Source organism: Micromonospora echinaurantiaca (genome assembly GCF_900090235.1).
Classification (GTDB): domain Bacteria; phylum Actinomycetota; class Actinomycetes; order Mycobacteriales; family Micromonosporaceae; genus Micromonospora; species Micromonospora echinaurantiaca.
This window is the reverse complement of sequence record NZ_LT607750.1, coordinates 5,458,962-5,484,248: the sequence shown is the minus strand read 5'-3', so window position 1 is coordinate 5,484,248 and position 25,287 is coordinate 5,458,962. Positions and strand designations below refer to the sequence as shown.

The window sequence follows — 25,287 nt, the reverse complement described above, 5'->3', positions numbered from 1 at the left end:
CCGGACGAGTGCGGCGCGCCGGACGCTCGGGTTGGTTAGGGTCGGTGGGTGGAGTCGTTCGGGGTGGTGGCGGAGCGGATCGTCGACGCGTTGCTGGAGAGCCGGCCGGGGCTGGCCTCGTCGGCGGGGGACCACCGGTACGACGACCGGTTGCCGGACCTCTCCGCCGACGCCGTGGCGGCCGACCGGGCGATGCTGACCGACGCCGCGCACGCCCTCTCCGAACTCGACCCCGACGCGCTGGACGTCGAGGAGCGGGTCGACCACGCACTGCTGACCGGCCTGGTCGACCGGGCGCTGTTCGAGGCGACCGAGATCCGTACCCACGAGTGGGATCCGCTGCGGCACAATCCCGGCCCGCTGCTGCACGCGCTGGTCGCCCGCCCGTACGCCCCGGCCGAGGTCCGGCTGGAAAGCCTGGCCGGCCGGCTCGCCGCCGTACCGGACGCGATGGCCACGGCGCGGGCGACGCTGCGGGACATGCCCCGGATCCACGCCGAGACGGCGGTCGGGCAGTTCACCGGCACGGCGGCGCTGATCCGCGACGAGGTGTCGGCGCTGCTCAACCAGGCGCCCGCGCTGCACGACCGGGTCGAGCCGGCGGCGACCGCGGCCATCGCGGCGCTGGAGGAGTTCGTCGCCTGGCTGCGCATCGGCCTGGCCGCCGACGCCGGCCCGGGGCGGGACCCGCGGCTGGGCCGGCGCCGCTGGGAGGCGCGGCTCTGGCACACCCTGGACACCGAGCTGGGCGCCGCCGAGATCCAGCGCCGCGCCTGGGCCAACCTGGACCGGGTCACCGAGGAGATCCGCGCGGCGGCGGTCGAGCTGGTCGGCGGCCCGGCCGACGACGAGACGGTACGCCGGGCGCTGGACCTGCTCGCCGCCGAGCACCCGGACGACCACTCCATCGTGGACCTGGCCGGCGTGACGCTGGACGAGGCGAGCGACTTCGTCCGCGCGCACGACCTGGTCACCCTGGTCGACGACCCGTGCGTGATCCAGGTGATGCCGGAGTTCGCCCGGGGGGTGGCGGTCGCCTACTGCGACTCGCCCGGCCCGCTGGAGACGGCGAACGTGCCCACCTTCTACTGCATCGCGCCGACCCCCGCCGACTGGCCGGCGCACCGAATCGAATCCTTCTACCGCGAGTACAACGACCACATGATCCGCAACCTGACCGTGCACGAGGCGATGCCCGGGCACTTCCTCCAGCTCGCCCACGCCCGCCGCTACGTCGGCGACACCCGGGTGCGGGCGGTGGCGCGCTCCGGCCCGTTCATCGAGGGCTGGGCGGTCTACGCCGAGGAGCTGATGGCCGGGCTCGGCTTCGGCGGCCTGCCGGTGCGGCTGCAGCAGCTCAAGATGCAGCTGCGGATGACCATCAACGCGCTGCTCGACCAGCTGGTGCACTGCGAGGAGCTGCCCGAGGCAGAGGCGATGGCGTTGATGACCGGGCGCGGCTTCCAGGAGGAGGGGGAGGCGGCCGGCAAGTGGCGGCGCGCGCTGCTCACCTCGACGCAGCTGTCGACCTACTTCGTCGGCTACAGCGAGGTGGCCGAGATCGCCGCCGCGCGTCCGGACGGCGTGCCGGTGCGCGACTGGCACGACGCGATGCTCGCCCACGACTGCCCGCCCCCGCGCCACCTGCGCACCCTGCTCGGCGTCTGACCCACCCGGCTCCGGGCGGCGCCCGTCGCCGGTCAGCCCCGCGCGGTCGCGCCAACGGCCGTCGCCGGTCAGCCCGGCCCGGCTCCGGGCGGCGTCCGTCGCCGGTCAGCCCCGGGCCGCGGTCACCGTGGCGTCGATCAGCCAGCGCGAGATGGAGTACGCCGGCGGCAGCTCCGCCGGCAGCGCGTCCAGCGGAAACCAGCGCGCCTGCGTCAGCTCCCGCCCGTCGATGACCGGCTCGGCGGTCGGGTCGGCGGCGGTGGCGGTGAAGCCGGCGAGCAGCACCCCGGGGCCGGACATCGCCCACGGCTGGCTGCCGAAGTAGGTCAGCCGGTCGAGGGCCAGCCCGACCTCCTCGCCGACCTCCCGGTGCGCCGCCGCCTCCAGCGTCTCGCCGGCCTCGACGAAGCCGGCGACCAGCGCCCACAGCTCGGTCGGCCCGTACGAGTGGCGGACCAGGAGCAGCTCGTCGGGGCGGCCGGCCGGACCGGGGCGGGTGATCGCCACCAGCACCGCCGGGGAGAGCTGCATCGGCACGTACAGGTCGCAGTCGGGGCAGCGCCGGGCCGACTCGCCCGGCACGTCGGCCAGTTCGGCCCGGCAGGCGCCGCACCAGCGGTGGGCGTGCCGCCAGGTGACCACCTGCAGGGCCCGCCCGGCCAGCGCGGCCAGCGGCTCCGGCACCTCGGCGGCGAGCGCCCGCCAGCTCAACCAGCGGCCCGGGTGCCCGGTGCCGTCCTCGCCACCGCCCGGACGATCGCCGGTGTGCTCGGCCGGCCGGGCGGCGCCCCAGACGGGGACGCCGTCGAGCGTGCCGAGCGGCATCCAGTCGGTGCCGGCGGGCAGGTCGGCGATCCGGAGGAACCGCCCGTCCGCGCCGACCAGCAGCTTCCGGCCGGCCACCAGCAGCGCCGGGTCGTCCGGCGCGGGCGGCCCGGCGTGCCCCGCCCCGGGCACGAAGCGGGCGCCGGCGCCGGTCGCCGCGGTCACGAGTCGGCCGTGCGGCGGTCGACCACGCCGGCGCCGGGCGGCAGGTCGAACGCCGTCTGGTCGACGGTCTCCCGGTAGCGGCTCAGCGCCAGCTCCACCGGCTTGCCGTCAACCTGCCCGGTGAAGCTGCCCAGGGCGCCCTCGGTGGTCACGCAGGCGGTGAAGTTGCCGGCGGCCTGGCGTACGTCCACGCAGGTGGCGTGCCGCCCGGCCACGGTGGTGTCGCTCTGCGTGATCACCGCGTCCGGGTCGAGCGCGGCCTCGGTCAACATCCCCACCACGACCGGCGGGGTGACCAGGCCGCGCCGCTTGGCCTCGGTGAACACGGCCACCGACGGCTTGCTGTTCGGCGCCGGCGGCGCCTCCAGGGTGCAGGTCGTCCGGGCGCCGGTGGTCTCGCAGCGGGTGGTCGCCTCGTCGGTGACGGTCAGCCTGCCACCCGGGTAGGTGTACGCGGAGCGCGCCGGCTGCTGCGCCTGGGCGATGCTGGCGGTCTGCCCGCCCGGCAACTGGTAGTCGGCGGAGTAGGTCAGCTCCAGCGCCCGGTCCAGCCGGGCGGCGAGATCGTTGACCAGGTCGGACCGCCCGATCGCCCGGCCGGCGTCGTCGAGGGCCTGACAGCCGGTGACGGTGAGCGACGCGATGACCGACACGGCGAGCATACGGAGGGTGGTCGAGGCGGCGGGCATGGCGCTCAGCCTCCTCGATCGGGTCCACGGTACGCAAACCCGTTGCCGGTTGAGGTACGAGAATCCGGGAATGTCCGGGTAACCCGCCGTCGGGGGCAGGTTTCGGGTCAAGCTGCGTCCGAGCGGGCAGGCCCGGTGTGCCCGGACGGCCCGGCCCCGACCGCCGCCCGATACGCTGCGTTCAACACCTGCCTCAGCCGCACCGTCGCGGCCCATACGGACCGGAACCACACAAACGAGGAGCGACTCAGTGGCAACCATCGAGGGAATCGTCGCCCGGGAGATTCTCGACTCGCGGGGCAACCCGACCGTCGAGGTCGAGGTCGGCCTGGACGACGGCACGGTGGCCCGCGCCGCGGTGCCCTCCGGCGCCTCCACCGGCGCGTTCGAGGCGATCGAGCTGCGCGACGGTGACGCCGACCGCTACCAGGGCAAGGGCGTGGAGAAGGCGGTCTCCAACGTCGAGGACAAGATTGTCGACGAGCTGATCGGCTACGAGGCCAGCGAGCAGCGGCTCATCGACCAGAAGATGCTCGACATCGACGGCACCGACGCCAAGTCCGAGCTGGGCGCCAACGCCATCCTCGGGGTCTCCCTGGCGGTCGCGAAGGCCGCCGCCGGCAGCGCCGAGCTGAGCCTCTTCCGCTACCTGGGCGGCCCGAACGCGCACCTGCTGCCGGTGCCGATGATGAACATCCTCAACGGTGGGGCGCACGCCGACTCCAACGTCGACATCCAGGAGTTCATGATCGCTCCGATCGGCGCCCCGAGTTTCCGCGAGGCGCTGCGCTCCGGCGCCGAGGTCTACCACGCGCTGAAGTCGGTGCTGAAGAAGAAGGACCTCTCCACCGGGCTGGGCGACGAGGGCGGCTTCGCGCCGAACCTGCCCACCAACTCCGCCGCGCTGGACCTGATCGCCGAGGCGGTGGAGAAGGCCGGCTACCGGCTCGGCACCGACATCGTCTTCGCGCTCGACGTGGCCGCCACCGAGTTCTTCGACAACGGCACCTACACCTTCGAGGGCGCCACGAAGACCGCCGAGGAGATGAGCAACTACTACACCAAGCTCATCGGCGACTACCCGATCGTGTCGATCGAGGACCCGCTGTCGGAGGACGACTGGAGCGGCTGGCAGACGCTGACCGCCTCGATCGGCGACCGGATCCAGATCGTCGGCGACGACCTGTTCGTCACCAACCCGCAGCGGATCGCCCGGGGCATCGCCGAGAAGGCCGCCAACGCCGTGCTGGTCAAGGTGAACCAGATCGGTTCGCTGACCGAGACCCTCGACGCGGTGGACCTGGCCCACCGGGCCGGCTTCATGTGCATGATGAGCCACCGCTCCGGCGAGACCGAGGACACCACCATCGCCGACCTGGCGGTGGCCACCGGCTGCGGCCAGATCAAGACCGGCGCCCCGGCCCGTTCGGACCGGGTGGCGAAGTACAACCAGCTCCTGCGGATCGAGGAGGAGCTGGCCGACGCGGCGCGGTACGCCGGGGCGGGCGCGTTCCCGCGCTACCGTTCGGCCTGAGTCCCGCGAAGCCTCGGGGGAGGGGTGTGACGATGCAGCAGCGCCGCACACCGGGCGGTCAGCGTCCCGCCCGCCGGCCGGGTCGGCCGGGCGGGAGCCGGGCCGCCCGGGGATCGGCCCGCGACGGCGGGGTCCGTGCCGACCCGCGCGCCGCCGCCGGCCGCGCGCCCGGTGCCGCCCGCGGTGCCGAGGGCGTACGCTCCGCGAACCGGCCCGCCGCTGCCCGTCGTGCGGCGGCGGGTGGCTCGGTCAAGCGGCTCACCGCACCCCACCCCCGACGCTTCACCGGGCGGGCCACCGTGCTCTTCGCGGTGCTGATCGCGCTCGCCCTGGCCTACACCTATCCGGTGCGGGTCTACCTGGACCAGCAGGCCGACATCGAGCGGATGGAGGCGTCCCAGGCGAAGCAGGAGAAGCTGATCGCCGACCTGTCCGCCGAGGCGGCCAAGTGGCAGGACGACGCGTTCATCGAGACCAAGGCCCGGGAGCGGTTCTTCATGACCCGGCCGGGCGAGAAGATCGTGATCCTGCTCAACGACCCGGAGGGCGCCGCCCGGGACGCCGGCCGCGGCACCCCGTCCCGGCCAACCACCCCGGATCCGTGGTACGACACCCTCTGGTCGAGCGTGGAGGCCGCCAACGCCGAGCAGCCCGACAAGTGAGCACCGGCCGGGCACCGAACGAGAGATGGGCACCGTGACTGTCGTACCACCGCAGGAGCCGGCGGCGGACTCCGTACCCCTGCCGCAGCGGGAACCGGCCACCGAGGCCGACCTGGCCGCGGTGGCCGCGCAGCTCGGCCGCCCGCCCCGGGGCACCCGGGCGGTGGCCCACCGCTGCCCGTGCGGCCTGCCCGACGTGGTGGAGACGACGCCGCGGCTGGCCGACGGTACCCCCTTCCCGACGCTGTACTACCTGACCTGCCCCCGGGCGACCGCGGCGTGCAGCCGGCTGGAGTCCGCCGGGCTGATGAAGGAGATGGCCGACCGGCTCACCACCGACCCGGAGCTGGCCGCCCGCTACCAGGCCGCGCACCAGGACTACCTCACCCGCCGCGAGGCGATCGGCCACGTGCCGGAGATCGCCGGCATCTCCGCCGGTGGCATGCCCGGCCGGGTGAAGTGCCTGCACGTGCACCTCGGTCACGCGCTGGCCGCCGGGCCGGGGGTGAACCCGTTCGGCGACGAGACGTTGGAGCTGGTGGAGCCCTGGTGGACCGCCGGGCCGTGCGTGGACGTGCCGGCGGCCGAATGACCGGGGTCGCCGAACCGGACCGGGTCGCCGCGGACGAGATCGTCGTCCGCCGGGCCCGCACCCGTGACGTCCGCGGCATCCGGCGGCTGGTGGACACCTACACCGACGACCGGCGGCTGCTCAGCAAGGCCACCGTCACCCTCTACGAGGACGTGCAGGAGTTCCGGGTGGCGGTCCGGGCCGCCGACGACGCGGTGGTCGGCTGCGGCGCGCTGCACGTGATGTGGGAGGACCTGGCCGAGATCCGGACGGTGGCGGTGGACCCGTCGTGCCGGGGTCGCAAGATCGGCCACCGGATCGTCGGGGAGCTGATCGACGCCGCTCGCGACCTCGGCGTCTCCCGGATCTTCGTGCTCACCTTCGAGACCCGGTTCTTCGGCTCGTTCGGCTTCACCGAGATCGACGGCGCGCCGGTGCCGCAGCCGGTCTACGAGCAGCTGCTGCGCTCGTACGACGAGGGCGTCGCCGAGTTCCTGGATCTGGAGCGGGTCAAGCCGAACACCCTCGGCAACACCCGCATGCTGCTGCGCCTATGAGCGGACGGTCGGTCGCCGGGCCTGCTCCGGCGCGGCCGGCGGCGCCCGCGGCGGGCCGGACCGCCGGGCCGGGGGCGGTGGACTGCCGTAGGGTTGCTGCCGTGACGACGCGCGTGGCCGCCATCGACTGTGGGACCAACTCGATCCGCCTGCTGGTGGCCGACCTGCCCGACACCGACGCGGGGCCGGAGGCGCCGTTGGTCGACCTGAGCCGGCGGATGGAGATCGTCCGGCTCGGCCAGGGTGTCGACAAGACCGGTCGGCTGGCCCCGGAGGCGATCGAGCGGACCCGGGTGGCGCTGGCCTCGTACGCCGCCGACATCGACAAGCTCGGCGCGGAGCGGATCCGGATGTGTGCCACGTCGGCGTCCCGGGACGCCGCCAACGCCGCCGACTTCCGGGAGATGGTCGAGCGGACCCTCGGGGTCGCGCCCGAGGTGGTGACCGGTGACGAGGAGGCGCGCCTCTCCTTCACCGGCGCGGTGCGCGGGCTGCCCGCCGACGCGCCCGAGCCCTTCCTGGTCATCGACATCGGCGGCGGCTCGACCGAATTCGTGGTCGGCACCCGCACCGGCGGGGTCGAGGCGGCCGTCTCGATGGACATCGGCTGCGTCCGGATGACCGAGCGGCACCTGCACGGCGACCCGCCGAGCCTGGACGAGATCGCCGCCGCGCAGGCCGACATCGGGGTCGCCGTCGATCGGGCGCTGGAGGTCGTGCCCGGTCGGGAGGCCGCCACGCTGGTCGGGCTCGCCGGCTCGGTCACCACCGTGGTCGCCATCGCCGAGGGGCTCCAGGAGTACGACCCGGCCCGCATCCACCACGCCCGGGTGTCGTACGAGGCGGTGGCGGAGGTGACCGCCGACCTGCTCGGCAAGACCCGCGAGCAGCGGCTGGCGATCCCGGTGATGCACCCGGGCCGGGCCGACGTGATCGGCGCCGGCGCCCTGGTGCTCCGGGTGATCATGGAGCGGGCCGGGATGCCCTCGGTGGTCGCCTCCGAGCACGACATCCTCGACGGCATCGCCTGGAGCCTCCAGCCGTGAGGCCGTAGCGGTCAGGCGCGTTCGGTGGCGAGCCGGGCGCCGAAGCCGAGCAGGGCGAACCCGGTCAGCCCGTCCAGCCAGCGGCGCACCCGTCGCCGGGAGAGGATCCGCCGTGCCCGGTGCAGGGCGCCGACCAGCACCAGCAGGTACAGCAGTGAGAGCACCGCGTGGCTGAGCGCGAACGCCATCAGCACCGTCAGCGGCGCCGAACCGCCGACGAACTGCGGCAGCACGGCCAGGTAGAAGGCGAGCACCTTCGGGTTGGTGATGTTGGACAGGAAGCCCTGCCGGAAGCCAGCCGCCGCCTGACCTGGCGGGGCCGCGTCGCCGGCGAGCGGCGGGTAGCGGCCGACCCACGCCGAGCGCCACGCCTGCACGCCGAGGTACGCCAGGTAGGCCACGCCGACCCAGCGGATCGCCTCGAACAGCGGCTGGGAGCGGACGACGAGCGCGCCCAGGCCGGCGGCCGCCGCGATGCCCTGCACCGCGTTGGAACCGGTGACGCCGACGGCGCTCCACACGCCGCGCCGTCGCCCCGAGGCCAGGGTGTTGCGGGTGACCACGGCGAAGTCCGGGCCGGGGATGAGGATCAGCACCAGGGCGAAGACCAGGAACGATCCGTAGCTGCTCCACGACATGCCCCGACCCTAGGCGGGCGGAGGACGGGCGGCCACCGGCGCGGCGAAGTACTGTTTCGTTGACGGTACTACGCATCGCACAGTAGTGTGCGGATCGTGGACACCACACAGCTGCTGAAGGGCGTGCTGGATCTCGCGGTCCTCGCCGTGCTGCGCGAGGAGGACGGCTACGGCTACGACATCCTCCGCCGGTTGCGCGAGGCCGGCCTGGAGGAGGTCGGCGACGCCTCCGTCTACGGCACCCTGCGCCGGCTCTTCGCCGCCGGCCTGCTGACCACGTACGTCGTGCCCAGCGAGTCCGGCCCGCACCGCAAGTACTACTCACTCAACGCCGCCGGGCGGGACCAGCTCGCCCGCTCCGGCAAGCTCTGGCGCTCGTTCGCCACCACGATGGACACACTGCTCGACGATCGGGGGATGGCGGCATGACCGTCACGGAGCAGGAGATCGCGAACTACGTCGGGCGGGTCCGGGCCGCGCTGGCCGACCTGCCCGCTGAGGTCCGCGACGAACTGACCGAGGATCTGCCGGAGCACCTCGCCGAGGTGGCCGCCGAGGCCGACGGCTCGCTGGTCGAGCGCCTCGGCGAGCCCGAGGCGTACGCGGCCGAACTGCGGGCCGCCGCCGGCGCGCCGGCCACCGCCGCCGGGCGGAACCTCGACCAGCGGGTGGCCGCCGTCGTGGGCCGGACCCGCCGCCAGGCGCGCCAGCTGGACACCCAGCTCGGCCCGCTGCTGGGGTACGCGCGGGCGAGCGAGTTCCTGCGCCTGCTCCGCCCGGCCTGGTGGGTGGTGCGCGGCTACCTGGCCGCCATGCTGGTCACCGTGATCACCACCGGCGGCGGCTTCGGCCTGCTGCCGCGCTTCGGTGGCGAGCTGGTCGGCGGGCTGGTGATGCTGGTCGGCTTCCTGCTCGCCTCGATCTGGCTGGGCCACCGCTCGACGCGGCTGCGACGCTGGCCGCGTTGGGCGATGCACGCGGCCAGCCTGGTGCTCGTCGTCTTCGCCCTGGCCGGGCTGGCCAACGCGGAGGACCGGGCGGGCTACCACGACTACGGCTACGACGCGATCTCGGTGGACAACCCGTACGAGCGGGTGCGGGACGTCTTCGTCTACGACAGCGAGGGGCGGCTGGTGGAGAACGCGCGCCTGTTCGACCAGAACGGCGCGCCGATCCGGCTGGGCTACCCGGACTGCCCGGACCCGCGCGACCCGATCGGCACCGGCAACCCGCTGCTGCGGACCTACCCGTACTGCCCGGACCAGGCGCCCTTCGCGCCGCGCGCCCCGGCCGCACCCGCGCCGACGGTACCCCCGCTGGGCACCCCGACGCCGGGCGCCACCGACACGCCGGAGCCCACCGGTGGGCCGGACGCCACCGGCACGCCGACCCCGGGTGCGACGGTGAGCCCGAGCACCACCCCCACCCCGAGCGCCACCGGCTGAGCGATCCGCCCGAGACCCCGGTCACCCACCCTGGAGTGACCGGGGTCCGCACGTGCGGGCCGAAGCTGGGAAATAGCTGAACGGATGAGGTCGGCGGGGCAGCGGGGTCGGCGGGTGATCGTTACGGTGTCGTCTGCTCATCAACCCCTCGGAAGGAAAATCCGTGTCAGAGCAGGTCGCACCGCCCCCCGCCCCGGACGCCCCGCAGTCCCAGCCGGGTGTCCAGGCGCCGCCCCCGGCGGAGCCGCAGTCGAAGAAGTCCGGCGGCAAGAAGGTGCTCGGCATCGTGGGCGCGATCGTCGTGTTCCTGGTCATCGCCGGGCTGAAGTTCGGCCTCGGTACGGCCATCGGCAACTTCCTGAACAAGGACGAGACGGCCGAGGCCAAGGCGGGCGACTGCATCGCCGAGCTGCCCGAGATCACCGGCACCGAGGAGGAGGAGGTCGACAACGCCAAGGTCGTCGACTGCACCTCCACCGAGGCGGTGTACAACGTGGTCGGCCGGGTCGACGGCCAGACCGAGGCGCAGGCCAAGACGGGCGAGGCCTGCGAGCAGTACATCAAGGAGGGTGAGGACGGGTACGTCTTCTACAGCATCGAGCCCGGCAAGAAGGGCTACCTGCTCTGCCTCACCAAGAAGGCCTGACCTCCCGTAGGGCAACCCCGACGGCGGCGCGGAGACCTCCGCGCCGCCGTCGGCGTACCGGGAGGCGAACGGGAGGTGAATGCCACTGTTCCAGCGTCTTCCCGCCGACGGTGGGGGCGTGGCAGGCTACCGGCACGTAGGACCACTGGGCGACCAGCCAACGATGACTGACCGCTAGGAGGACGGGTCGATGGGCGAAATGGTGAGCTTCACCAGCAACGGGGGGACGAGCGAGGGGTATCTCGCGATACCCTCCGGCGGTGCGGCGAGCCCCGCGGTCATCGTCATCCAGGACTGGTGGGGGCTGGTGCCCCACGTCCAGGCCGTCGTCGACCGGTTCGCCGAGGCCGGCTTCGTCGCCCTCGCTCCCGACTTCCGGCACGGCGGCCCGGCCAGCAAGCCGGACGAGCCCCGGCAGATGCTGAACGCCCGGCAGATGGACGAGGCGGCGGCGGACATCGCCAACGCTGCCGACTACCTCGCCGGCCGTCCCGAGGTCGCCGGCAAGGTCGGGTGCGCCGGGTTCTGTGCCGGCGCGAGCCTGGCCCTCTGGGCGGCCACCCGCTCCGAGCGGATCGTCGCCACCGCCGCGTTCTACCCCCGGCTGCCGTGGGACGGGATGCGCGCCGAGTGGGCCGACTACGCCGGCAAGGCCGCGCACATCCACTGCTCGGAAGCGGACGGCACCTCCGCCGCCGACGGCGTACAGACCGTCCGGCGGGCCATCGAGACCGCCGGCGGCAGCTGCCAGACCTACGACTACCCGGGCACCGCGCACGCCTTCTTCAACGAGGACCGGCCGGAGAACTTCGACCAGCGGGCCGCCGCCACCGCCTGGGCCCGTACCCTCGAACTCTTCCGGGCCAAGCTTGGCTGAGCCGCGTACGCCCGAGGAGGTGGTCGCCCGCGCCGCGCGGGCGACCGACCTGGCCGACCTCGACGGCGCGGTCAGCGACTGCTTCGCCTGCCCCCGGCTGGTCGACTGGCGGGAGGAGGTGGCCCGGACCCGCCGGGCGGCCTTCCGTGACCAGGAGTACTGGGGCCGGCCGGTGCCCGGCTTCGGCGCTCCGGACGCGCGCATCGCCATCCTCGGCCTGGCCCCCGCCGCGCACGGCGGCAACCGCACCGGACGGATCTTCACCGGCGACCGCTCCGGCGACGTGCTCTTCGCCGCGCTGCACCGCGCCGGCCTGGCCAACCAGTCGACCAGCGTCTCCGTCGACGACGGCCTCGCCCTGCGGGACACCCGGATCTTTTCCGCGGTGCGCTGCGCGCCGCCGGACAACAAGCCCACGCCCCAGGAGCGGGACACCTGCGCGCCGTGGCTGCACCGCGAGGTCGCGCTGATCCGTCCCACCCTGCGCGTCGTGGTCGCGCTGGGCGCGTTCGCCTGGGCCGCGTGGTGGCCGGTGCTGCGTCAGGTGTACGGCCAGCGCCCGCCCAGCCCGCGACCGGCGTTCGCGCATGGGGCACACTGGTCCGGCACGGCCGCCCCGGAGCTGCTCGGCTGCTACCACGTCAGCCAGCAGAACACCTTCACGGGACGGCTGACACCAGGGATGCTGGACGATGTGTTCGCCCGGGCGAAGCGGTCGGCCGGGGTGGACTGAAACGGCGGGGCGGTGACGATGACGGACGGAACTCACCGACCGTTGCGGTGTGCCCCGATGGTCCGGAGGTAGTCCCGGATGGATCTCAGCGGGTTGCGCAGGTGGTGGCCGGTGGCGGCGGTAGTCGCCCTGCTCGCCGTCGCCGCGCTGGCGGCCGCGCACTCGTCGATCGGCGCGAGCCGGATTCCGCCCGCCGCCGACAACGTCCCCTACGTCCCGGACTACCCGTCGGTGCAACCGCCGCCGTCGATACCGGTCGAGCCACGGGACGCGGGGGAGGCCACCAGGGCGCAGATCCCGCAGTGGCTCGGCACCGTGGCGATCGTGCTGCTCGGGTTGGCCGCGTTGGTCGCGTTCGGCTACCTGGCCTGGACCCTGGTCCGGGGCGCGATCCGCCGGACCACCCGGGCGCTGCCGGTGCAGCCGGCCCGGCGTACCGCCGAGGGCACCGCCCGCGAGGTGGTCGCCGCCCTCGACGCCGGCCTGGTCGAGCTGGACGACCGGGACACCGACCCGCGGACCGCGGTGATCGCCTGCTGGGTCCGGCTGGAGGAGGCGGCCGCCGCGGCCGGCGTCCCCCGGCTGCCCGGGGACACCCCCACCGACCTGGTCACCCGCCTGCTGCGGGGGGACCCGGACGCCGGTGTGCCGGCGATCGTCAGCGCCGACGTGCTGGCCGAGTTCGCCCACGTCTACCGGGAGGCGCGGTACGCCACCCACCCGGTCGACGAACACACCCGGGACCAGGCCCGCGCCGCGCTGCGCCGGCTGCGTGGTGAGCTCACCACGGTGGTCGGGGCGGAGCCGGCGTCATGAGCAGCACCAGCATCGACGACCTGCTCAGCTTCGAGGAGGAGCGGCCCCGGGCCGACGAGCGGGACCGGGGCGGCCGGGTCGGGCAGGTGCTGCGCACCCTGGCCGGCATGGCGGCGGTGGTGGTCGTGCTGGTCGCCGGGCTGCGCGCGGTCGGCCTGCGGGTCTCCCTGCTGATCCTGGTCGCCGGGGTGCTCGCGCTCTTCGCGGTGCGCCGGATCGTCGCCGCGCTGACGCCCCCGCCGCCGCTGCCGGGCGCCGGACCCCGGGCCTCCGTCGGCGTGGACGACGGCGTCTGGAACTGGGGCGCCCGGGACGCACTGCGGACCGCGATCAACGGCTGGGAGGTGCCGCTGGACTGGTCCGCCACCCGGCCGGAACGGTTCACCAAGGTGATCCTGCCCCGGCTCGGTGAGCTGGCCGACGAGCGGCTGCGCCAGCGGCACGGCGTGACCCGCGAGTCGGATCCGGCCCGGGCCCGCGCCCTGCTGGGCGAGCGGCTGTGGACGTTCCTGGAGACCCCGCCCCGCCGTACCCCGTCGCCGCGTGACCTCGCGGCGATCGTCGCCGAACTGGAGAGCATCTGATGAACGACGTCGACCGGACGATCCCCGCCACCGAGGTCGGCCACCTCGCCCGGGCGGTGCTGGACGCGGTCGGCCAGGTCGTGGTCGGCAAGCGGGAAGCCCTGGAGCTCGTCCTCGCCGGGATCCTGGCCGGCGGCCACGTGCTGCTGGAGGACCTGCCCGGGCTGGGCAAGACGCTGACCGCCCGCTCCTTCGCCCAGGCACTCGGGCTGGATTTCCGCCGGCTCCAGTTCACCCCGGACCTGCTGCCCGCCGACGTCACCGGCTCGTTCCTGTACGACCAGCGCAGCGGTGACTTCGCCTTCCGGGCCGGCCCGGTCTTCACCAACCTGCTGCTCGCCGACGAGATCAACCGGACCCCGCCGAAGACCCAGTCGGCGCTGCTGGAGGCGATGCAGGAGAAGCAGGTCTCGGTCGAGGGCGTGACGTACCGGCTGGACGAGCCGTTCCACGTGCTGGCCACCGCCAACCCGATCGAGTACGAGGGCACCTACCCGCTGCCCGAGGCGCAGCTCGACCGGTTCCTGCTGCGGGTGTCGTTCGGCTACCCGGAGCAGGAGGAGGAGTGGGAGGTGCTGCGCCGGCGGATGGCCCGCCGCCGCGAGGAGGCCGAGATCAAGCCGGTGGTCGACGCCGTCACGCTGCGCGCCATGCAGGCCGCGCTGGAGGACGTGGTGGTGGAGGACTCGGTGGGCCGCTACATCGTGGCGCTGACGGCGGCCACCCGCGAGCACCCGTCGGTGCTGGTCGGCGCCTCACCGCGCGGATCGCTGGCGCTGCTGCTGCTGGCCCGGGTGCGGGCGGTCCTCGCCGGCCGGGACTACGTGGTGCCGGAGGACGTCAAGGAGGTCGCCGCGCCGGCGCTGGCGCACCGGATCACGCTGCGCCCGGAGATGTGGCTGCGCCGGGTCGATCCGTCCTTCGTGGTCGGTGAGGTGCTCGCCGGCACGCCGGCCCCGGCCAGCGGCGCTCTGCCCAGCTACGCCGCCGGCCGGCCCGGGCGCTGATGGCCAGGTCCACGGTGCCGCGCGTCGACGCGGGTGAGCCGGAGCCGTCGCCCGGCTGGGTGCCCACCTGGGCGCTCGGCCGGGCGGTGCTGCTGACCGGCCTGCTGCTGATCGCGGCGGTGCTGCTCGGCCGGGTCGACCTGATCGTGCTGGCCGCGCCGATCGCGCTCGGCACGGCGTACGCGCTGCACCGCCGGCCGACCGGGCTGCCCCAGGTGTGGATCGCCGGCGGGGACGACCACCTGGTCGAGGGGGGCGAGGTCGTCGGCACGGTCACCGTCGGCAACCCGGACAGGGTGGACTACGACGTGACGGTGGTCCGCGCCCGGGTCTCCCCCTGGCTGCGCATCGAGCGGGCCAGCATCGCCGGCGCCGCGATCGCCACCGCCCCCGGGCCGGGTGCCCCGGCGGTGGCCGACCGCCCGTTCGTCACCTCGCTCGCCACCGCCACCGCGGTCGACCTGGAGCTCGCCGGTCGGGCGCTGCGCTGGGGGCGACACCCGGTCGGCCCGGCCGGAGCGCGGGTCGCCGCCGCGCAGGGCCTGCTCGTCTCCCGCGCGGTGATCACCGAACCGGTCCGCACCCGGGTCTACCCGAAGACCGAGCCGTTCGAGGCGGTCGAGGCGATGCCCCGGGCCGCCGGCCTGGTCGGCGCGCACCACTCGCGCCGGCCCGGCGAGGGCGGCGAGCTGGCCGGGGTGCGCGTCTTCGCGCCCGGTGACCGGCTGCGCCGCATCGACTGGCGGGTCTCGCTGCGGGCCCGGCAACTGCACGTGGCGGCCACCCTGTCCGACCGGGACGCGGAGGTGGTCGTCCTGCTCGACGTGCTCGCCGAGGCGGGCCGCTCCGGTGGCGTCGACGGCGCCGCCTCGGTGCTGGACACCACGGTCCGGGCGGCGGCCGCGATCGCCGAGCACTACCTGCACCGGGGCGACCGGGTCTCGCTGCTCGAGTACGGCCCGAGCGCCCGCCGGCTGCGCCCGGCCACCGGCCGCCGGCAGTACCTGACCGTGCTGGAGTGGCTGCTCGACGTGCGCCCCGAGCACTCCCCGCACGAGCCGTACGACCAGGTGTTCGGGCCGCAGCTGCTCGCCGCCGACGCGCTGGTGGTGGTGCTCACCCCGCTGCTGGACGAGCGGTCGGCGCAGATGCTGGCCCGGCTGGCCCGCTCGGGTCGGTTCGTGGTCGCGGTGGACACCCTGCCGGCCGACCTGCCGGTGCCGAAGGACCGCGGCTGGGCGGAGGTGGCGTACCGGCTGTGGCGGCTGGACCGGGACACGATGATCGGGCAGCTGCGCGAGCACGGCGTGCCGGTGGTGGGTTGGGCCGGCGCGGGCAGCCTGGACCAGGTGCTGCGCGACGTGGCCCGGCTGGCCACCGCTCCCCGGGTGGGTGCCCGGTGAGCGCGAGGAGTGAGCCGGGTTTGCGAGCCCCGCAGTCGCGAACGAAGGTGGTCCGGTGAGCGCGAGGAGTGAGCCGGGTTTGCGAGCCCCGCAGTCGCGAACGAAGGTGGTCCGGTGAGCGCGAGGAGTGAGCCGGGTTTGCGAGCCCCGCAGTCGCGAACGAAGGCGGTCCGGTGAGCGGGCGGCGGCTCGCGGTGGCGGACGGGAGCGGGCGCGGATGATCGACGCGGTCACCGAACGGGTCCGGGCGGTCCGGCGCGCGGCCGGTCGGGTCAGCCTCACCCCGCTGCTGGTACGCGCCGGCATCTTCCTCAGCGTGCTGGTGGGCTTCGTGCTGGCGTACCCGGCGCAGGTGCTGTCCGGGCGGCCGCTCGGCGCGTTGGTGCTGGTGGCGGTGCTGCCCGCGGTCGGGCCACGCCGGGTCTGGCCGACCTTCGCGGCGCTGGTCACCGTCGGCGGGTGGTTGCTGGCCACCGACGGGTACGGCCGGCCGATCGCGCTCTGGCGGCTGCTCGCCGTGGCGGCGGTGCTGTACCTCACCCACACCCTCTGCGCGCTCGCCGCGGTGCTGCCGTACGACGCGGTGGTCGACCCGGACGTGCTGGTCCGCTGGCTGATCCGGGCCGGCGCGGTGGTGCTCGCCGCCGCGGTGCTCGGGGTGCTGTTGGCGGAGATCGCCGGGGCCGGCGGCGACGGCGGATTCCAGCTGGTGACGGTCGCTGGTCTGCTGGTGGCGGCCGGGGTGACCGCGTTGCTGGGGTGGCTGCTGCGCCGCAGGTGACGCCCGGGGCAGGCCCGGCGACGGCACCCCAGCCGCCCACGTTGCGCAGGTCACAGGGGTTGTGCTCGGTCACAGAAGGGGGGCGCGGACGGGATTAGCCGAGCCGCCCGGGGAAAGATAGATGACGTGAATCCGAAGCGGATCCTTGTGGTGGGTGCCGGGCACGTCGGTCTCTACGCGGCCCTGCGCCTGTCGAAGAAGCTCAGCTCCCGTGAGGCTGAGGTCATCGTGGTGGACCCGCAGCCCCACATGACCTACCAGCCGTTCCTGCCCGAGGCGGCGGCCGGCAACATCTCCCCGCGGCACTCCGTGGTGCCGCTGCGACGGGAGTTGCGCCGGTGCAAGGTGGTGGCGGGCGCGGTGACGCGGATCGACCACGACCGCAGGACCGCCGTGGTGCAGCCGATCAGCGGCCCGACCCGGGAGATCCGGTACGACCACGTGGTGGTGGCACCCGGTTCGGTCTCCCGGACCCTGCCGATCCCCGGCCTGCACGAACACGGCATCGGGTTCAAGACCATCGGCGAGGCGATCTACCTGCGCAACCACGTGCTGGACCGGCTCGACGTGGCGGCCGCCACGCCCGACCCGGACGTCCGCCGCAGCGCGCTGACCTTCGTCTTCGTCGGCGGCGGGTACGCCGGCATCGAGGCGCTCGCCGAGATGGAGGACATGGCCCGCGACGCGCTGCGCTACTACCCGGAGCTGAAGCCGACGGACATGCGCTGGGTGCTGGTCGAGGCGACCCAGCGGGTGCTGCCCGAGGTCGACCGGGACATGGGCGCCTACACCGTCCAGCAGCTGCTCAAGCGGGACATGGACATCCGGCTGGACACCCGGCTGGAGTCCTGCGTCGACGGGGTGGTCAAGCTCTCCGACGGCGACAGCTTCAAGTCCGACACCATCGTCTGGACGGCCGGCGTCAAGCCGTCGCCGCTGCTGGACGCGACCGACTTCCCGCGCGACGAGCGGCGCCGGGTCACCTGCCTGCCGACGCTGCAGGTGGTCGACGGCGGCCGGGTGATCGACGGCGCGTGGAGCGCTGGCGACTGCGCGGCCGTGCCCGACCTGACCGGCCCGCCCGGGGCGTACTGCTCGCCGAGCGCCCAGCACGCGGTGCGCCAGGCCGCCCGGATGGCCGACAACATCGTCGCCGTCATCCGCGGCCGGGAGCCGGTGGAGTACAAGCACAAGCACGCCGGCAGCGTGGCCAGCCTCGGCCTGCACAAGGGCGTGGCCCAGGTGTACGGCGTCAAGATGAAGGGCTGGCCGGCCTGGTTCATGCACCGGACGTACCACATGAGCCGGATCCCCTCGTTCAACCGAAAGGTCCGAGTGGTGGTCGACTGGACCCTGGCGTTCTTCCTCAAGCGCGAGGTGGTCGCCCTCGGCCAGCTGCACGACCCGCGCGAGGAGTTCGCCGAGGCGTCCCAGCCGGTCGGCGCCGCGCGCCGCTGACCCACGGCACGTCGACGGACGCCCTTCCGCCCCCGGCGGAGGGGCGTTCGCCGTCTCGCGCCCGGCCGTGCCGAGGGTGGTCAGACCCGCCAGATCCAGGCGTCGGCGATCCGGGTGGCCGGGCCGTAGAGCTGCTCCAGCGTGCCGCGCAGGCTCTCCGCGTGCGGGGTGTCCACCGCCAGCGCCACGCACGACGCGCCCCAGAAGTCGGCGTCCTTCTTCGCCTGCTGGCGCTGCTCGTCGCCGATGGCCGGTTGCAGGCCGCGCTTGGCGACCTCGGCCAGCAGCGCCGAGGTGGGCTGCTTGTAGGTGCCCATCGCGGCGGTGCCCCCCCGGCCGTACGGGCCGATGAAGAAGCCCTCCGGGATGCCGAAGCCGGCGTCGGCGGCGGCCGCCCAGCGCATCGGCCACGGATCCTTCGGGGTGGGCAGCGGCACCGGCACCAGCACCCCGCCCGGCTCCACGCACTGCCGCCAGTGGCCGGCGGTGATGAACTCCGGCACCGGCGGCCGGTCGGCGGTCGGCAGCGGCGTCGGCACCAGCGGCAGCAGCGCCGCGCCGACCAGCGCCGGCACCACCCGGCGGACCCGGCCGGTGTCGCGCAGTGCCCGGTCCACCGCCAGCACCAGCAGGGTGGCGGTCAGCGGCAGCACGGCGAGGGCGAACCGCATCGGCAGCGCCCCGTCCACCACCGGCAGCCCGGCGATCAGGGCGTACGGGCCGGGCAGCGCGGTGCGGTCGCCGTCCAGCACGAGCCGGGGGCCGAGGGAGAGCGCCCCCATCGCGAGCGCGCCGGCCACACAGGCGACGACCAGCGGGCGGCGGCCCAGCCAGACCGCGCAGCCGACGGTGACCGTCAGCAGCGGCCAGCCGAGGAAGGTGTTGTACTCGGCCGGGCCGGTGGTGAGCCGGGCCGCCTCCGCGCCACCGGCCAGCGACAGCGGGGAGATCGACCACCAACTGCGCAGGTCCGCCGAGAAGTAGTCGGGGCTGAACATCCCGTCGGCGACGCCCTGCGGGCCGGCGAACTGGAACCACAGCGGCCCGGCGAGCGCGAGCAGGGCCAGCCCGGTGGCGAGCGCCATCCCGCCGGCGAAGCCGGGCAGCGCGCGCCGGGCCAGGTCCCGATCCACCACCGCGTAGCCGACCGCCATGACCAGCAGCGTGACCGCGCAGAGAAAGAGCACCTCCTCGCCGATGAAGACCTGCGCGGTCACCGCGGCGGCGAGGCCGATCGCCGAGGTGGTCAGCCGGCGCCGGTCCGGCCCGGTGCTCCCCGCGCCGTCGCCGCCCGCACGGCCCGGGTCGGCGGCGCGCAGCATCCGGATGACCAGCCAGACGATCATCGGCACCAGCCACTGGGCGGTCATGTGCAGATGGCTGTTGCTCTGCGAGACCATGCCCGGGCCGAAGCCGCAGACCGCGGCGCCCAGCCCGGCGGCGAGCCGGCGGGCCCGCAGGGTCCGGGTGAACAGCAGGTACCAGGCGATCGCGGTGCCGGCCAGGTTCCCCGCCGCGAGCAGCGCGAAGGTGACCGGCGCACCGAGCAGCAGGGTGACCGGGGCGAGCAGCACGCCGAGCGCGATGACCGAGGTGTTGGTCATCAGGTTCACCCCGTCCGGCGCGTTGAGGCGGTCGCTGAGCAGGCCGAAGTCGCCCAGCAGCGCGCGTGCGTCCACCGCCAGGAACCACTCGTAGAGGGCCTGGTCCTCCGGGTTGAGCGCCAGGGTCCGGCCGGTCGGGTCGGGCCACAGGCCGTGGGTGAGCCAGCCGGCGAGCACCACGAAGAGCAGGCCGACGAGCAGGTCCGTACGGTTGCGCGCGGCGGCCGCCCGCAACCGGGCGAGCCGGGCCCCGAGCGCCCTTTCGGTGGAGTGGACAGCCTGGTCAGGGACGGCGTCGGGGGCCGTGGGCGCTGCGCTGCTCACGGTCTTGACCCTAGTGTGGGCCGGGCATCGGGGTACGCCGGGTCGCCGAGGACCCGCTACCGTGACACTGCACCCACGCGTGTCGACGCGCCGGTGTCCCCCGCCCGGGTGGTGGAACGGCAGACACGGCCGCCTTAAAAGCGGCTGCCGCAAGGCGTGCGGGTTCGACCCCCGCCCCGGGCACCGACACTTTCAGCTTCCCCTCAGGTCACCGATCTCCACGGGACTGGCCGGGACGTTTACTCTTGACGGTGCACGTTCACGTGCATCGACCCCCTGAGGGAGGCCTGACAGTGAAGACTTCGAACCCGGTGCTCGCCCGGCTCGGCCAGGCGGCCGAGCGGGAGCGCTCCGCCGGGTACGCCCCGACCGGGCCCTACGGACAGCCCGGCTACCCCCAGCAGTACCCGACGGAGGCGGGCTACCCGGTCGCTCCGCCCACCGTCGCCCCCATGACGCTCGACGACGTGGTGGTCAAGACCGTCACGCTCCTGGGCATCCTCGGCGTCTCCGCCGCGGCCGCCTGGGTGCTCGTGCCTGACGCGCTGGTCGGCGTCGCCTGGATGGGCGCCGCGATCGTCGGTCTGGTGCTCGGCCTGATCATCTCGTTCTCCCGGATGGCGAACCCGGCGCTGGTCGTCACGTACGCCGTCGTCGAGGGCGTCTTCGTCGGCATGGTCAGCAAGGCCTTCGAGTCGCTCTACGACGGCATCGTGCTGCAGGCCGTGGTGGCCACCTTCGGGGTCTTCTTCCTGATGGCCATGCTCTACAAGGCGAAGGTCATCCGGGCGACCCCGAAGTTCGTCAAGGGCATGATCGCCGTCATGGCCGGCCTGTTCGCGGTCATGCTGATCAACCTCGTGTTCGCGCTCTTCGGCGTCAACACCGGCCTGCGCGACGGCAGCCCGCTGGCCATCGGCTTCAGCCTGGTCTGCATCGTGGTCGCCTCGTTGAGCTTCGTGCTCAGCTTCAAGGAGGTCGAGGACGGCGTCCGGATGGGCCTGCCGCAGCGCTACTCCTGGGTGGCCGCTTTCGGCATCCTGGTCAGCCTGGTCTGGCTCTACCTGGAGGTGCTCCGCCTGCTGAGCTACTTCCAGGGCGACGACTGACCTCGCCCGCAGCCGACCGGCGCCCGTCCCCGCACCCGGGGGCGGGCGCCGTCGCTTTCTGGCCGGCCCCGTCGCTTCCGGGCCGCGCACCGTGGCTTTCCGGCCGCCGTCGCTCTCCGGCCTCCCGTCGCTTCGCGGGCCGCGGTGGGCCGTGGCGTTTGCCCGCCACCACCGGGCCGTCCGGGGCAGAGTGACAGCGAGGGGTACGCGGCGGAGGAGGCGACGTGCGCAGCAGCAACCCGGTGTTGACTCGGCTGGACGAGACCAGTCGGGTGCAGCGGCGGGTCGGCGGCGCGGAGGCGATGACCGTCGACGACGTGGTCGTGCGCACGGTCGGGCTGCTGCTGCTCACCGGGCTCACCGCCGCGGTCGCCTGGGTGGTGGTGCCGCAGGCGGTCTGGGTGCCCGCCGCGCTGACCGGCACCGCGCTGGCCGGGCTGGTGCTCGCCGTGGTGATCTCCTGGCGCGGCATCGCCAACCCGGTGCCGATCGTCGGCTACGCCCTGCTCCAGGGGCTGCTGCTGGGCGTGGCCAGCCGGGCGTTCGAACTGGTCTACCCGGGCATCGTGGTGCAGGCGGTGGCGGGCACCTTCGGCGTCTTCCTCGGCATGGCGCTGCTCTACCGGGCCCGGCTGGTCCGGGCCACGCCGCTGCTGGCCCGGCTGGTGGTCGGCACGCTGCTCGGGATCGTCGCGATCAGCCTGGTCAACCTGGCCGTCTACCTGGTCACCGGCCGGCAAGGGCTGGAGATCTACAGCCTCACCGGCGAGGTCGGCTGGCCGGCGTACGCGTTCTCGGTGGTCGCGATCATCGCGGGCGCGCTCAGCTTCATCCTCGACTTCGACCTGGTCGAGCGATCCATCCGCGCCGGCCTACCCCGCCGGTACGCCTGGCTCTGCGCGTTCGGCATGTTGGTCGGCCTGATCTTCCTCTACTGGCAGATCCTCCGCCTCCTCTCCTACCTCCGCCGCTGACCCCCCGGTGCACTCCCGTCGATCATGAAGTTGTTGTCGCGACACGCCGATCGAGTGGTCAACAACTTCATGATCGACGCCTGCGGGTTGGGCCGGGTGGGGGCGGGTGGTGGTCGTAGGGTGGGTGGGTGAGTGGGATGGAGTTGGGGCGGGCGGTGGAGCTGCTGGTGCGGCAGGTGGGGCACTGGGAGCAGCCGCGCTGGGCGGCCCAGGCGGCCGGCGGCAACGCCGCGCGGGGGGACCTGGTGCACCGGCTGGTGCAGGAGGTGGCCAACCTGGCCGCCGACGCAGAGGGGCAGCCCCGCCGTACGGTGCCCCGGCTCGACAACGACCTCGCCCTGCCCGACCAGCTCCGGGTGGTCGCCGCCGACCTGGTCGCCGCCGGCCCGCCACCCGAGGTGCTGGCGCGGGCCGCCGCCGAGGTGACGGCGACCCGCAGCGCGCTCTGACCCGGGCGTACGGCTTGCCCTGCGCCCACGGCACGACGCGGCCAGCGCCGGTCACGGCCGGTCTTGCGGTCCGCTGTGCCGGCCACGGCCGTCTTCGCCGGGATGCGGCGTGGTGACGGGCGTGACCGGCCGGCGGCGGGCTCAGCTGAGGCGTTCGAGCACCATGGCCATGCCCTGGCCACCGCCGACGCACATCGTCTCCAGGCCGATGGTCTTGTCGTGCCACTCCAGCGCGTTGAGCAGGGTGCCGGTGATCCGGGCGCCGGTCATGCCGAACGGGTGCCCCACGGCGATGGCGCCGCCAGCCACGTTCAGCTTCTCCAGCGGGATGCCGAGCTGGCGGTAGGAGGGGATCACCTGCGCGGCGAACGCCTCGTTGATCTCCACCAGGTCGACGTCGTCGATGGTCATGCCGGCCCGCTTCAGCGCCTGCTTGGACGCCTCGACCGGGCCGAGGCCCATGATCTCCGGGGAGAGCGCGGTGACGCCGGTGGAGACGATCCGGGCCAGCGGGGTGAGCCCCAGGTCCCGGGCCCGCTGGGCGCTCATCACCACCACGGCGGCGGCGCCGTCGTTGAGCGGGCAGCAGTTGCCGGCGGTGATCCGGCCGTCCGGGCGGAACACCGGCTTCAGTCCGGCGACACCCTCCAGGGTGACGCCGGGACGCGGGCCGTCGTCGGTGCTGACCACGGTGCCGTCCGGGGTGGTCACCGGGGTGATCTCCCGGGCCCAGAAACCGTCGGCGATCGCCTTCTCGGCCAGGTTCTGGCTGCGTACGCCGAACTCGTCCATGTCGGCGCGGGTCACGTCGTACACCTGGGCCAGGTTCTCGGCGGTCTGCCCCATGGCGAGGTAGATGTCCGGCAGCTCGCCGGCCTCCCGCGGGTCGGTCCACACCGGGGCGCCGGCCTCGGCGCGCGCCTTCGACCGCTGACGCGCCTCGGCGAACCGCGGGTTCTCCCAGCCGCCACCGACCAGCGCCTGCGCCTCCGGCGGCAGGGCGTCGGAGTTGCCACGGGCGTAGCGGGAGACGCACTCCACGCCGGCGGAGATGAAGACGTCACCCTCGCCCGCCCGGATCGCGTGCATCGCCATCCGGGTGGTCTGCAGCGACGACGCGCAGTAGCGGGTGACGGTGGCGCCCGGCAGGCCGTCCAGGCCCATCAGGGTGGCCACCACGCGGGCCATGTTGAAGCCCTGCTCGCCGCCGGGCAGGCCGCATCCGAGGTAGAGGTCGTCGATCTCGGTCGGGTCGAGCGCCGGGATCTTGTCGAGCGCGGCCTGGACGATGGTCGCGGCGAGGTCGTCCGGCCGGACCTCGCGCAGGGACCCCTTGTGCGCCCGGCCGATGGGGGAGCGGGCGGTGGCGACGATGACAGCGTCGCGGGACGACTCAGTCGGCATGAACCAACGTTAACCCGCGGGTAACTTGGCGCGGAAGGCGCGCACCCGGCGGGAAATGTCACCCCTGGAGCCGGTCGCCGCCCGCGGATCGCCGGTCGGCGGTCGCCGGTCGCCGGTCGCCGCATGATCACGCTCGATCCTAAATGTGGTGGCGTCGGAGCGGCGCCCCGAAGGCCACTACATCCAGGATCAAGCACGATCTTGCCGGCCTCGGGCTTCCGGCCTCGGGCGTCGGGCCTTCGGTCTCGGGGCTCGGGCTTCGGCTGGCGTCGGGAGGGCTTCGGGCGCCCGTGCCCCTCGGGCGCCGGGCGCGGGGCCAGGGGCGCCGAGCCCGGGCATCGGGCGATCCGCGTCGCCGGTGGGGCGTGGGTCAGTGGCGGGAGGCGACGGCCGCCGCGGCGGCGACGGCGGGCAGCAGGGCGTGCGCCCAGACCCGGTAGCCGTCGGCGGAGGGGTGGAAACCGTCGTGGCAGAGGGTGCCGGCGTCGGCCCGGAACACCGGCCCGGTCTCGGTGGCCAGGTCGACCACCGTGCCGCCGGCGTCGAGCACCGCGGCGGTCTGGGCGCGGGCGATGCGCCGCCCGGACCAGCCGACGAGCTGCCGCAGCGGGGGCGCGATCGCGCGTACCGCGCCGAGATCGGGGCAGGTGCCGACGACGACCTCCACCCGGGCCTCACGCAGCCGGTGCACCGCCGCGCCGAGGTACGCGGCGGCGTCGGCCGGCCGGCGCAGGCTGGTGGCGTCGTTGGCGCCGATCAGGATCACCGCCACGTCGGGCCGCTCACCGAGCAGTGCCCGGGCCACCTGGGTGGCCAGGTCGGTGGCGCGGGAGCCGGAGACGCCGACGCTGGACAGGTGGACCTGCCGCCCGGACGGGCCCTCGGCGAGCAGGTTGGCCAGCTGGCCGCCGATGGTGTCGTCGAGGCGGGCGACGCCGACCCCGAGGGCCGACGAGTCACCGAGCAGCACCAGCCGCAGCGGCGGGGCGCCGGACCGCCCGACCGTGGCGCGCAGCGCGAGCCCCAGCTCGGGTTGGGCGTACTGGCGGTGGCGGGCGAGGAAGGCCTGGCCGGCGAGGACGGCCGCGCCGCCCACCGTGCCGGCGAGCAGGGAGAGCGCCGCCGCCCGGCCCAGCCGGCGGGCGATCCCCGAGGTGATCATCTGCTCGCTCATGACGGCACTCCGCTGCGCTGCGTGCCGCCATGAGGCACCCCCGCGCTGAGCCTGACGATTCGCTCGCTGCGCTCGCTCATGACGGCACTCCGCTGCGCTGCGTGCCGCCATGAGGCACCCCCGCGCTGAGCCTGACGATTCGCT

Annotated in this window: 25 protein-coding genes, 1 tRNA gene and 1 pseudogene; 21 read left to right on the top strand and 6 right to left on the bottom strand. The window is 74.2% G+C overall.

All coding sequences use genetic code 11. From position 1 onward, the window contains the following. The first annotated feature begins 48 nt into the window (after positions 1 to 48). The gene (locus GA0070609_RS24670) at positions 49 to 1,668 is read left to right on the top strand and encodes a DUF885 domain-containing protein (protein ID WP_088995990.1); all 1,620 of its coding nucleotides are present in this window, start codon (positions 49 to 51) and stop codon (positions 1,666 to 1,668) included. 105 nt (positions 1,669 to 1,773) lie between these two features. Here GA0070609_RS24670 and nudC read toward each other — a convergent pair whose 3' ends face one another. Beyond that, a complete protein-coding gene (gene nudC / locus GA0070609_RS24665; RefSeq protein ID WP_088995989.1) occupies positions 1,774 to 2,658 on the bottom strand; it encodes an NAD(+) diphosphatase in 885 nt (294 codons plus the stop codon). Continuing rightward, positions 2,655 to 3,347: a hypothetical protein gene (locus GA0070609_RS24660; RefSeq protein ID WP_088995988.1), complete on the bottom strand. Its 693-nt coding sequence runs from the start codon at positions 3,345 to 3,347 to the stop codon at positions 2,655 to 2,657. Before GA0070609_RS24660 ends, nudC begins: the two co-directional genes overlap by 4 nt. A gap of 250 nt (positions 3,348 to 3,597) precedes the next feature. Between GA0070609_RS24660 and eno the strand changes: the two genes are divergently transcribed. The 5 genes from eno (at position 3,598) to GA0070609_RS24635 (ending at position 7,717) form a co-directional block, all read left to right on the top strand. After that, positions 3,598 to 4,881 carry a phosphopyruvate hydratase gene (eno, locus tag GA0070609_RS24655; RefSeq protein ID WP_088995987.1) on the top strand — a complete coding sequence of 428 codons (1,284 nt, stop codon included), beginning with the start codon at positions 3,598 to 3,600 and terminating at the stop codon, positions 4,879 to 4,881. Positions 4,882 to 4,913: 32 nt separating this feature from the next. After that, positions 4,914 to 5,543 (top strand): FtsB family cell division protein, encoded by a 630-nt coding sequence (locus GA0070609_RS24650; protein WP_088995986.1) that lies wholly within the window; start codon positions 4,914 to 4,916, stop codon positions 5,541 to 5,543. 34 nt (positions 5,544 to 5,577) lie between these two features. Continuing rightward, positions 5,578 to 6,135 (top strand): DUF501 domain-containing protein, encoded by a 558-nt coding sequence (locus tag GA0070609_RS24645; protein ID WP_088997944.1) that lies wholly within the window; start codon positions 5,578 to 5,580, stop codon positions 6,133 to 6,135. Further along, on the top strand, positions 6,132 to 6,671 hold the full coding sequence (locus tag GA0070609_RS24640) for an amino-acid N-acetyltransferase (RefSeq protein WP_088995985.1): 540 nt from the start codon (positions 6,132 to 6,134) through the stop codon (positions 6,669 to 6,671). The genes GA0070609_RS24645 and GA0070609_RS24640 overlap by 4 nt, the downstream gene beginning before the upstream one ends. A gap of 113 nt (positions 6,672 to 6,784) precedes the next feature. Continuing rightward, positions 6,785 to 7,717 (top strand): Ppx/GppA phosphatase family protein, encoded by a 933-nt coding sequence (locus GA0070609_RS24635; protein ID WP_088995984.1) that lies wholly within the window; start codon positions 6,785 to 6,787, stop codon positions 7,715 to 7,717. Positions 7,718 to 7,728: 11 nt separating this feature from the next. On the opposite strand, the gene GA0070609_RS24630 is transcribed toward GA0070609_RS24635, so the two are convergent. After that, positions 7,729 to 8,355, bottom strand: coding sequence for a LysE family translocator (locus tag GA0070609_RS24630; protein ID WP_088995983.1), 627 nt, complete (start codon positions 8,353 to 8,355; stop codon positions 7,729 to 7,731). A gap of 96 nt (positions 8,356 to 8,451) precedes the next feature. Between GA0070609_RS24630 and GA0070609_RS24625 the strand changes: the two genes are divergently transcribed. The 11 genes and pseudogenes from GA0070609_RS24625 (at position 8,452) to GA0070609_RS24575 (ending at position 18,105) form a co-directional block, all read left to right on the top strand. Further along, positions 8,452 to 8,784 (top strand): PadR family transcriptional regulator, encoded by a 333-nt coding sequence (locus GA0070609_RS24625; RefSeq protein WP_088997943.1) that lies wholly within the window; start codon positions 8,452 to 8,454, stop codon positions 8,782 to 8,784. Then, positions 8,781 to 9,800 (top strand): HAAS signaling domain-containing protein, encoded by a 1,020-nt coding sequence (locus GA0070609_RS24620; protein WP_088995982.1) that lies wholly within the window; start codon positions 8,781 to 8,783, stop codon positions 9,798 to 9,800. The genes GA0070609_RS24625 and GA0070609_RS24620 overlap by 4 nt, the downstream gene beginning before the upstream one ends. A gap of 151 nt (positions 9,801 to 9,951) precedes the next feature. Beyond that, positions 9,952 to 10,446, top strand: a pseudogene (locus GA0070609_RS24615) (LppU/SCO3897 family protein); the annotation flags it as partial. A gap of 190 nt (positions 10,447 to 10,636) precedes the next feature. Then, the gene (locus tag GA0070609_RS24610) at positions 10,637 to 11,323 is read left to right on the top strand and encodes a dienelactone hydrolase family protein (RefSeq protein ID WP_088995980.1); all 687 of its coding nucleotides are present in this window, start codon (positions 10,637 to 10,639) and stop codon (positions 11,321 to 11,323) included. A 19-nt stretch (positions 11,324 to 11,342) separates the two neighbouring features. Further along, positions 11,343 to 12,056, top strand: coding sequence for a uracil-DNA glycosylase (locus tag GA0070609_RS24605; RefSeq protein WP_088995979.1), 714 nt, complete (start codon positions 11,343 to 11,345; stop codon positions 12,054 to 12,056). A gap of 78 nt (positions 12,057 to 12,134) precedes the next feature. Beyond that, positions 12,135 to 12,872 carry a DUF4129 domain-containing protein gene (locus tag GA0070609_RS24600; protein ID WP_088995978.1) on the top strand — a complete coding sequence of 246 codons (738 nt, stop codon included), beginning with the start codon at positions 12,135 to 12,137 and terminating at the stop codon, positions 12,870 to 12,872. Beyond that, positions 12,869 to 13,456: a hypothetical protein gene (locus GA0070609_RS24595; protein WP_088995977.1), complete on the top strand. Its 588-nt coding sequence runs from the start codon at positions 12,869 to 12,871 to the stop codon at positions 13,454 to 13,456. The genes GA0070609_RS24600 and GA0070609_RS24595 overlap by 4 nt, the downstream gene beginning before the upstream one ends. Further along, positions 13,456 to 14,463: an AAA family ATPase gene (locus GA0070609_RS24590; protein WP_088995976.1), complete on the top strand. Its 1,008-nt coding sequence runs from the start codon at positions 13,456 to 13,458 to the stop codon at positions 14,461 to 14,463. Before GA0070609_RS24595 ends, GA0070609_RS24590 begins: the two co-directional genes overlap by 1 nt. Then, positions 14,463 to 15,866, top strand: a complete 1,404-nt coding sequence (locus GA0070609_RS24585; RefSeq protein ID WP_088995975.1) for a DUF58 domain-containing protein — start codon at positions 14,463 to 14,465, stop codon at positions 15,864 to 15,866. Before GA0070609_RS24590 ends, GA0070609_RS24585 begins: the two co-directional genes overlap by 1 nt. A gap of 220 nt (positions 15,867 to 16,086) precedes the next feature. Then, positions 16,087 to 16,647, top strand: coding sequence for a hypothetical protein (locus GA0070609_RS24580; RefSeq protein ID WP_408630677.1), 561 nt, complete (start codon positions 16,087 to 16,089; stop codon positions 16,645 to 16,647). 126 nt (positions 16,648 to 16,773) lie between these two features. Beyond that, positions 16,774 to 18,105, top strand: coding sequence for an NAD(P)/FAD-dependent oxidoreductase (locus GA0070609_RS24575; protein WP_088995973.1), 1,332 nt, complete (start codon positions 16,774 to 16,776; stop codon positions 18,103 to 18,105). 80 nt (positions 18,106 to 18,185) lie between these two features. Here the strand turns inward: GA0070609_RS24575 and GA0070609_RS24570 are convergent, their stop codons facing one another. Beyond that, entirely contained in the window at positions 18,186 to 20,033 is a 1,848-nt protein-coding gene (locus tag GA0070609_RS24570) for a hypothetical protein (protein WP_088995972.1), read from the bottom strand. 102 nt (positions 20,034 to 20,135) lie between these two features. Between GA0070609_RS24570 and GA0070609_RS24565 the strand changes: the two genes are divergently transcribed. The 4 genes from GA0070609_RS24565 to GA0070609_RS24550 all read left to right on the top strand — a co-directional run bounded on the left by GA0070609_RS24565 (position 20,136) and on the right by GA0070609_RS24550 (position 22,565). Further along, positions 20,136 to 20,216: transfer RNA gene (locus GA0070609_RS24565), tRNA-Leu, on the top strand. 110 nt (positions 20,217 to 20,326) lie between these two features. After that, entirely contained in the window at positions 20,327 to 21,142 is an 816-nt protein-coding gene (locus GA0070609_RS24560; protein ID WP_088995971.1) for a Bax inhibitor-1/YccA family protein, read from the top strand. A gap of 224 nt (positions 21,143 to 21,366) precedes the next feature. Next, positions 21,367 to 22,116 (top strand): Bax inhibitor-1/YccA family protein, encoded by a 750-nt coding sequence (locus GA0070609_RS24555; protein ID WP_088995970.1) that lies wholly within the window; start codon positions 21,367 to 21,369, stop codon positions 22,114 to 22,116. A gap of 137 nt (positions 22,117 to 22,253) precedes the next feature. Beyond that, positions 22,254 to 22,565: a hypothetical protein gene (locus GA0070609_RS24550; RefSeq protein WP_088995969.1), complete on the top strand. Its 312-nt coding sequence runs from the start codon at positions 22,254 to 22,256 to the stop codon at positions 22,563 to 22,565. 141 nt (positions 22,566 to 22,706) lie between these two features. On the opposite strand, the gene GA0070609_RS24545 is transcribed toward GA0070609_RS24550, so the two are convergent. Both GA0070609_RS24545 and GA0070609_RS24540 read right to left on the bottom strand, forming a co-directional pair. After that, the gene (locus GA0070609_RS24545) at positions 22,707 to 23,969 is read right to left on the bottom strand and encodes an acetyl-CoA C-acetyltransferase (RefSeq protein WP_088995968.1); all 1,263 of its coding nucleotides are present in this window, start codon (positions 23,967 to 23,969) and stop codon (positions 22,707 to 22,709) included. A 370-nt stretch (positions 23,970 to 24,339) separates the two neighbouring features. Continuing rightward, on the bottom strand, positions 24,340 to 25,143 hold the full coding sequence (locus GA0070609_RS24540) for an SGNH/GDSL hydrolase family protein (protein WP_088995967.1): 804 nt from the start codon (positions 25,141 to 25,143) through the stop codon (positions 24,340 to 24,342). Positions 25,144 to 25,287 lie beyond the last annotated feature (144 nt).

Coding starts and splice junctions, on each gene's coding strand:
- GA0070609_RS24660 (WP_088995988.1), bottom strand. CDS start 3,347: ATGCCCGCCGCCTCGACCACCCTCCGTATGCTCGCCGTGTCGGTCATC.
- GA0070609_RS24650 (WP_088995986.1), top strand. CDS start 4,914: ATGCAGCAGCGCCGCACACCGGGCGGTCAGCGTCCCGCCCGCCGGCCG.
- GA0070609_RS24640 (WP_088995985.1), top strand. CDS start 6,132: ATGACCGGGGTCGCCGAACCGGACCGGGTCGCCGCGGACGAGATCGTC.
- GA0070609_RS24630 (WP_088995983.1), bottom strand. CDS start 8,355: ATGTCGTGGAGCAGCTACGGATCGTTCCTGGTCTTCGCCCTGGTGCTG.
- GA0070609_RS24620 (WP_088995982.1), top strand. CDS start 8,781: ATGACCGTCACGGAGCAGGAGATCGCGAACTACGTCGGGCGGGTCCGG.
- GA0070609_RS24610 (WP_088995980.1), top strand. CDS start 10,637: ATGGGCGAAATGGTGAGCTTCACCAGCAACGGGGGGACGAGCGAGGGG.
- GA0070609_RS24600 (WP_088995978.1), top strand. CDS start 12,135: ATGGATCTCAGCGGGTTGCGCAGGTGGTGGCCGGTGGCGGCGGTAGTC.
- GA0070609_RS24595 (WP_088995977.1), top strand. CDS start 12,869: ATGAGCAGCACCAGCATCGACGACCTGCTCAGCTTCGAGGAGGAGCGG.
- GA0070609_RS24590 (WP_088995976.1), top strand. CDS start 13,456: ATGAACGACGTCGACCGGACGATCCCCGCCACCGAGGTCGGCCACCTC.
- GA0070609_RS24585 (WP_088995975.1), top strand. CDS start 14,463: ATGGCCAGGTCCACGGTGCCGCGCGTCGACGCGGGTGAGCCGGAGCCG.
- GA0070609_RS24550 (WP_088995969.1), top strand. CDS start 22,254: ATGGAGTTGGGGCGGGCGGTGGAGCTGCTGGTGCGGCAGGTGGGGCAC.
- GA0070609_RS24545 (WP_088995968.1), bottom strand. CDS start 23,969: ATGCCGACTGAGTCGTCCCGCGACGCTGTCATCGTCGCCACCGCCCGC.
- GA0070609_RS24540 (WP_088995967.1), bottom strand. CDS start 25,143: ATGAGCGAGCAGATGATCACCTCGGGGATCGCCCGCCGGCTGGGCCGG.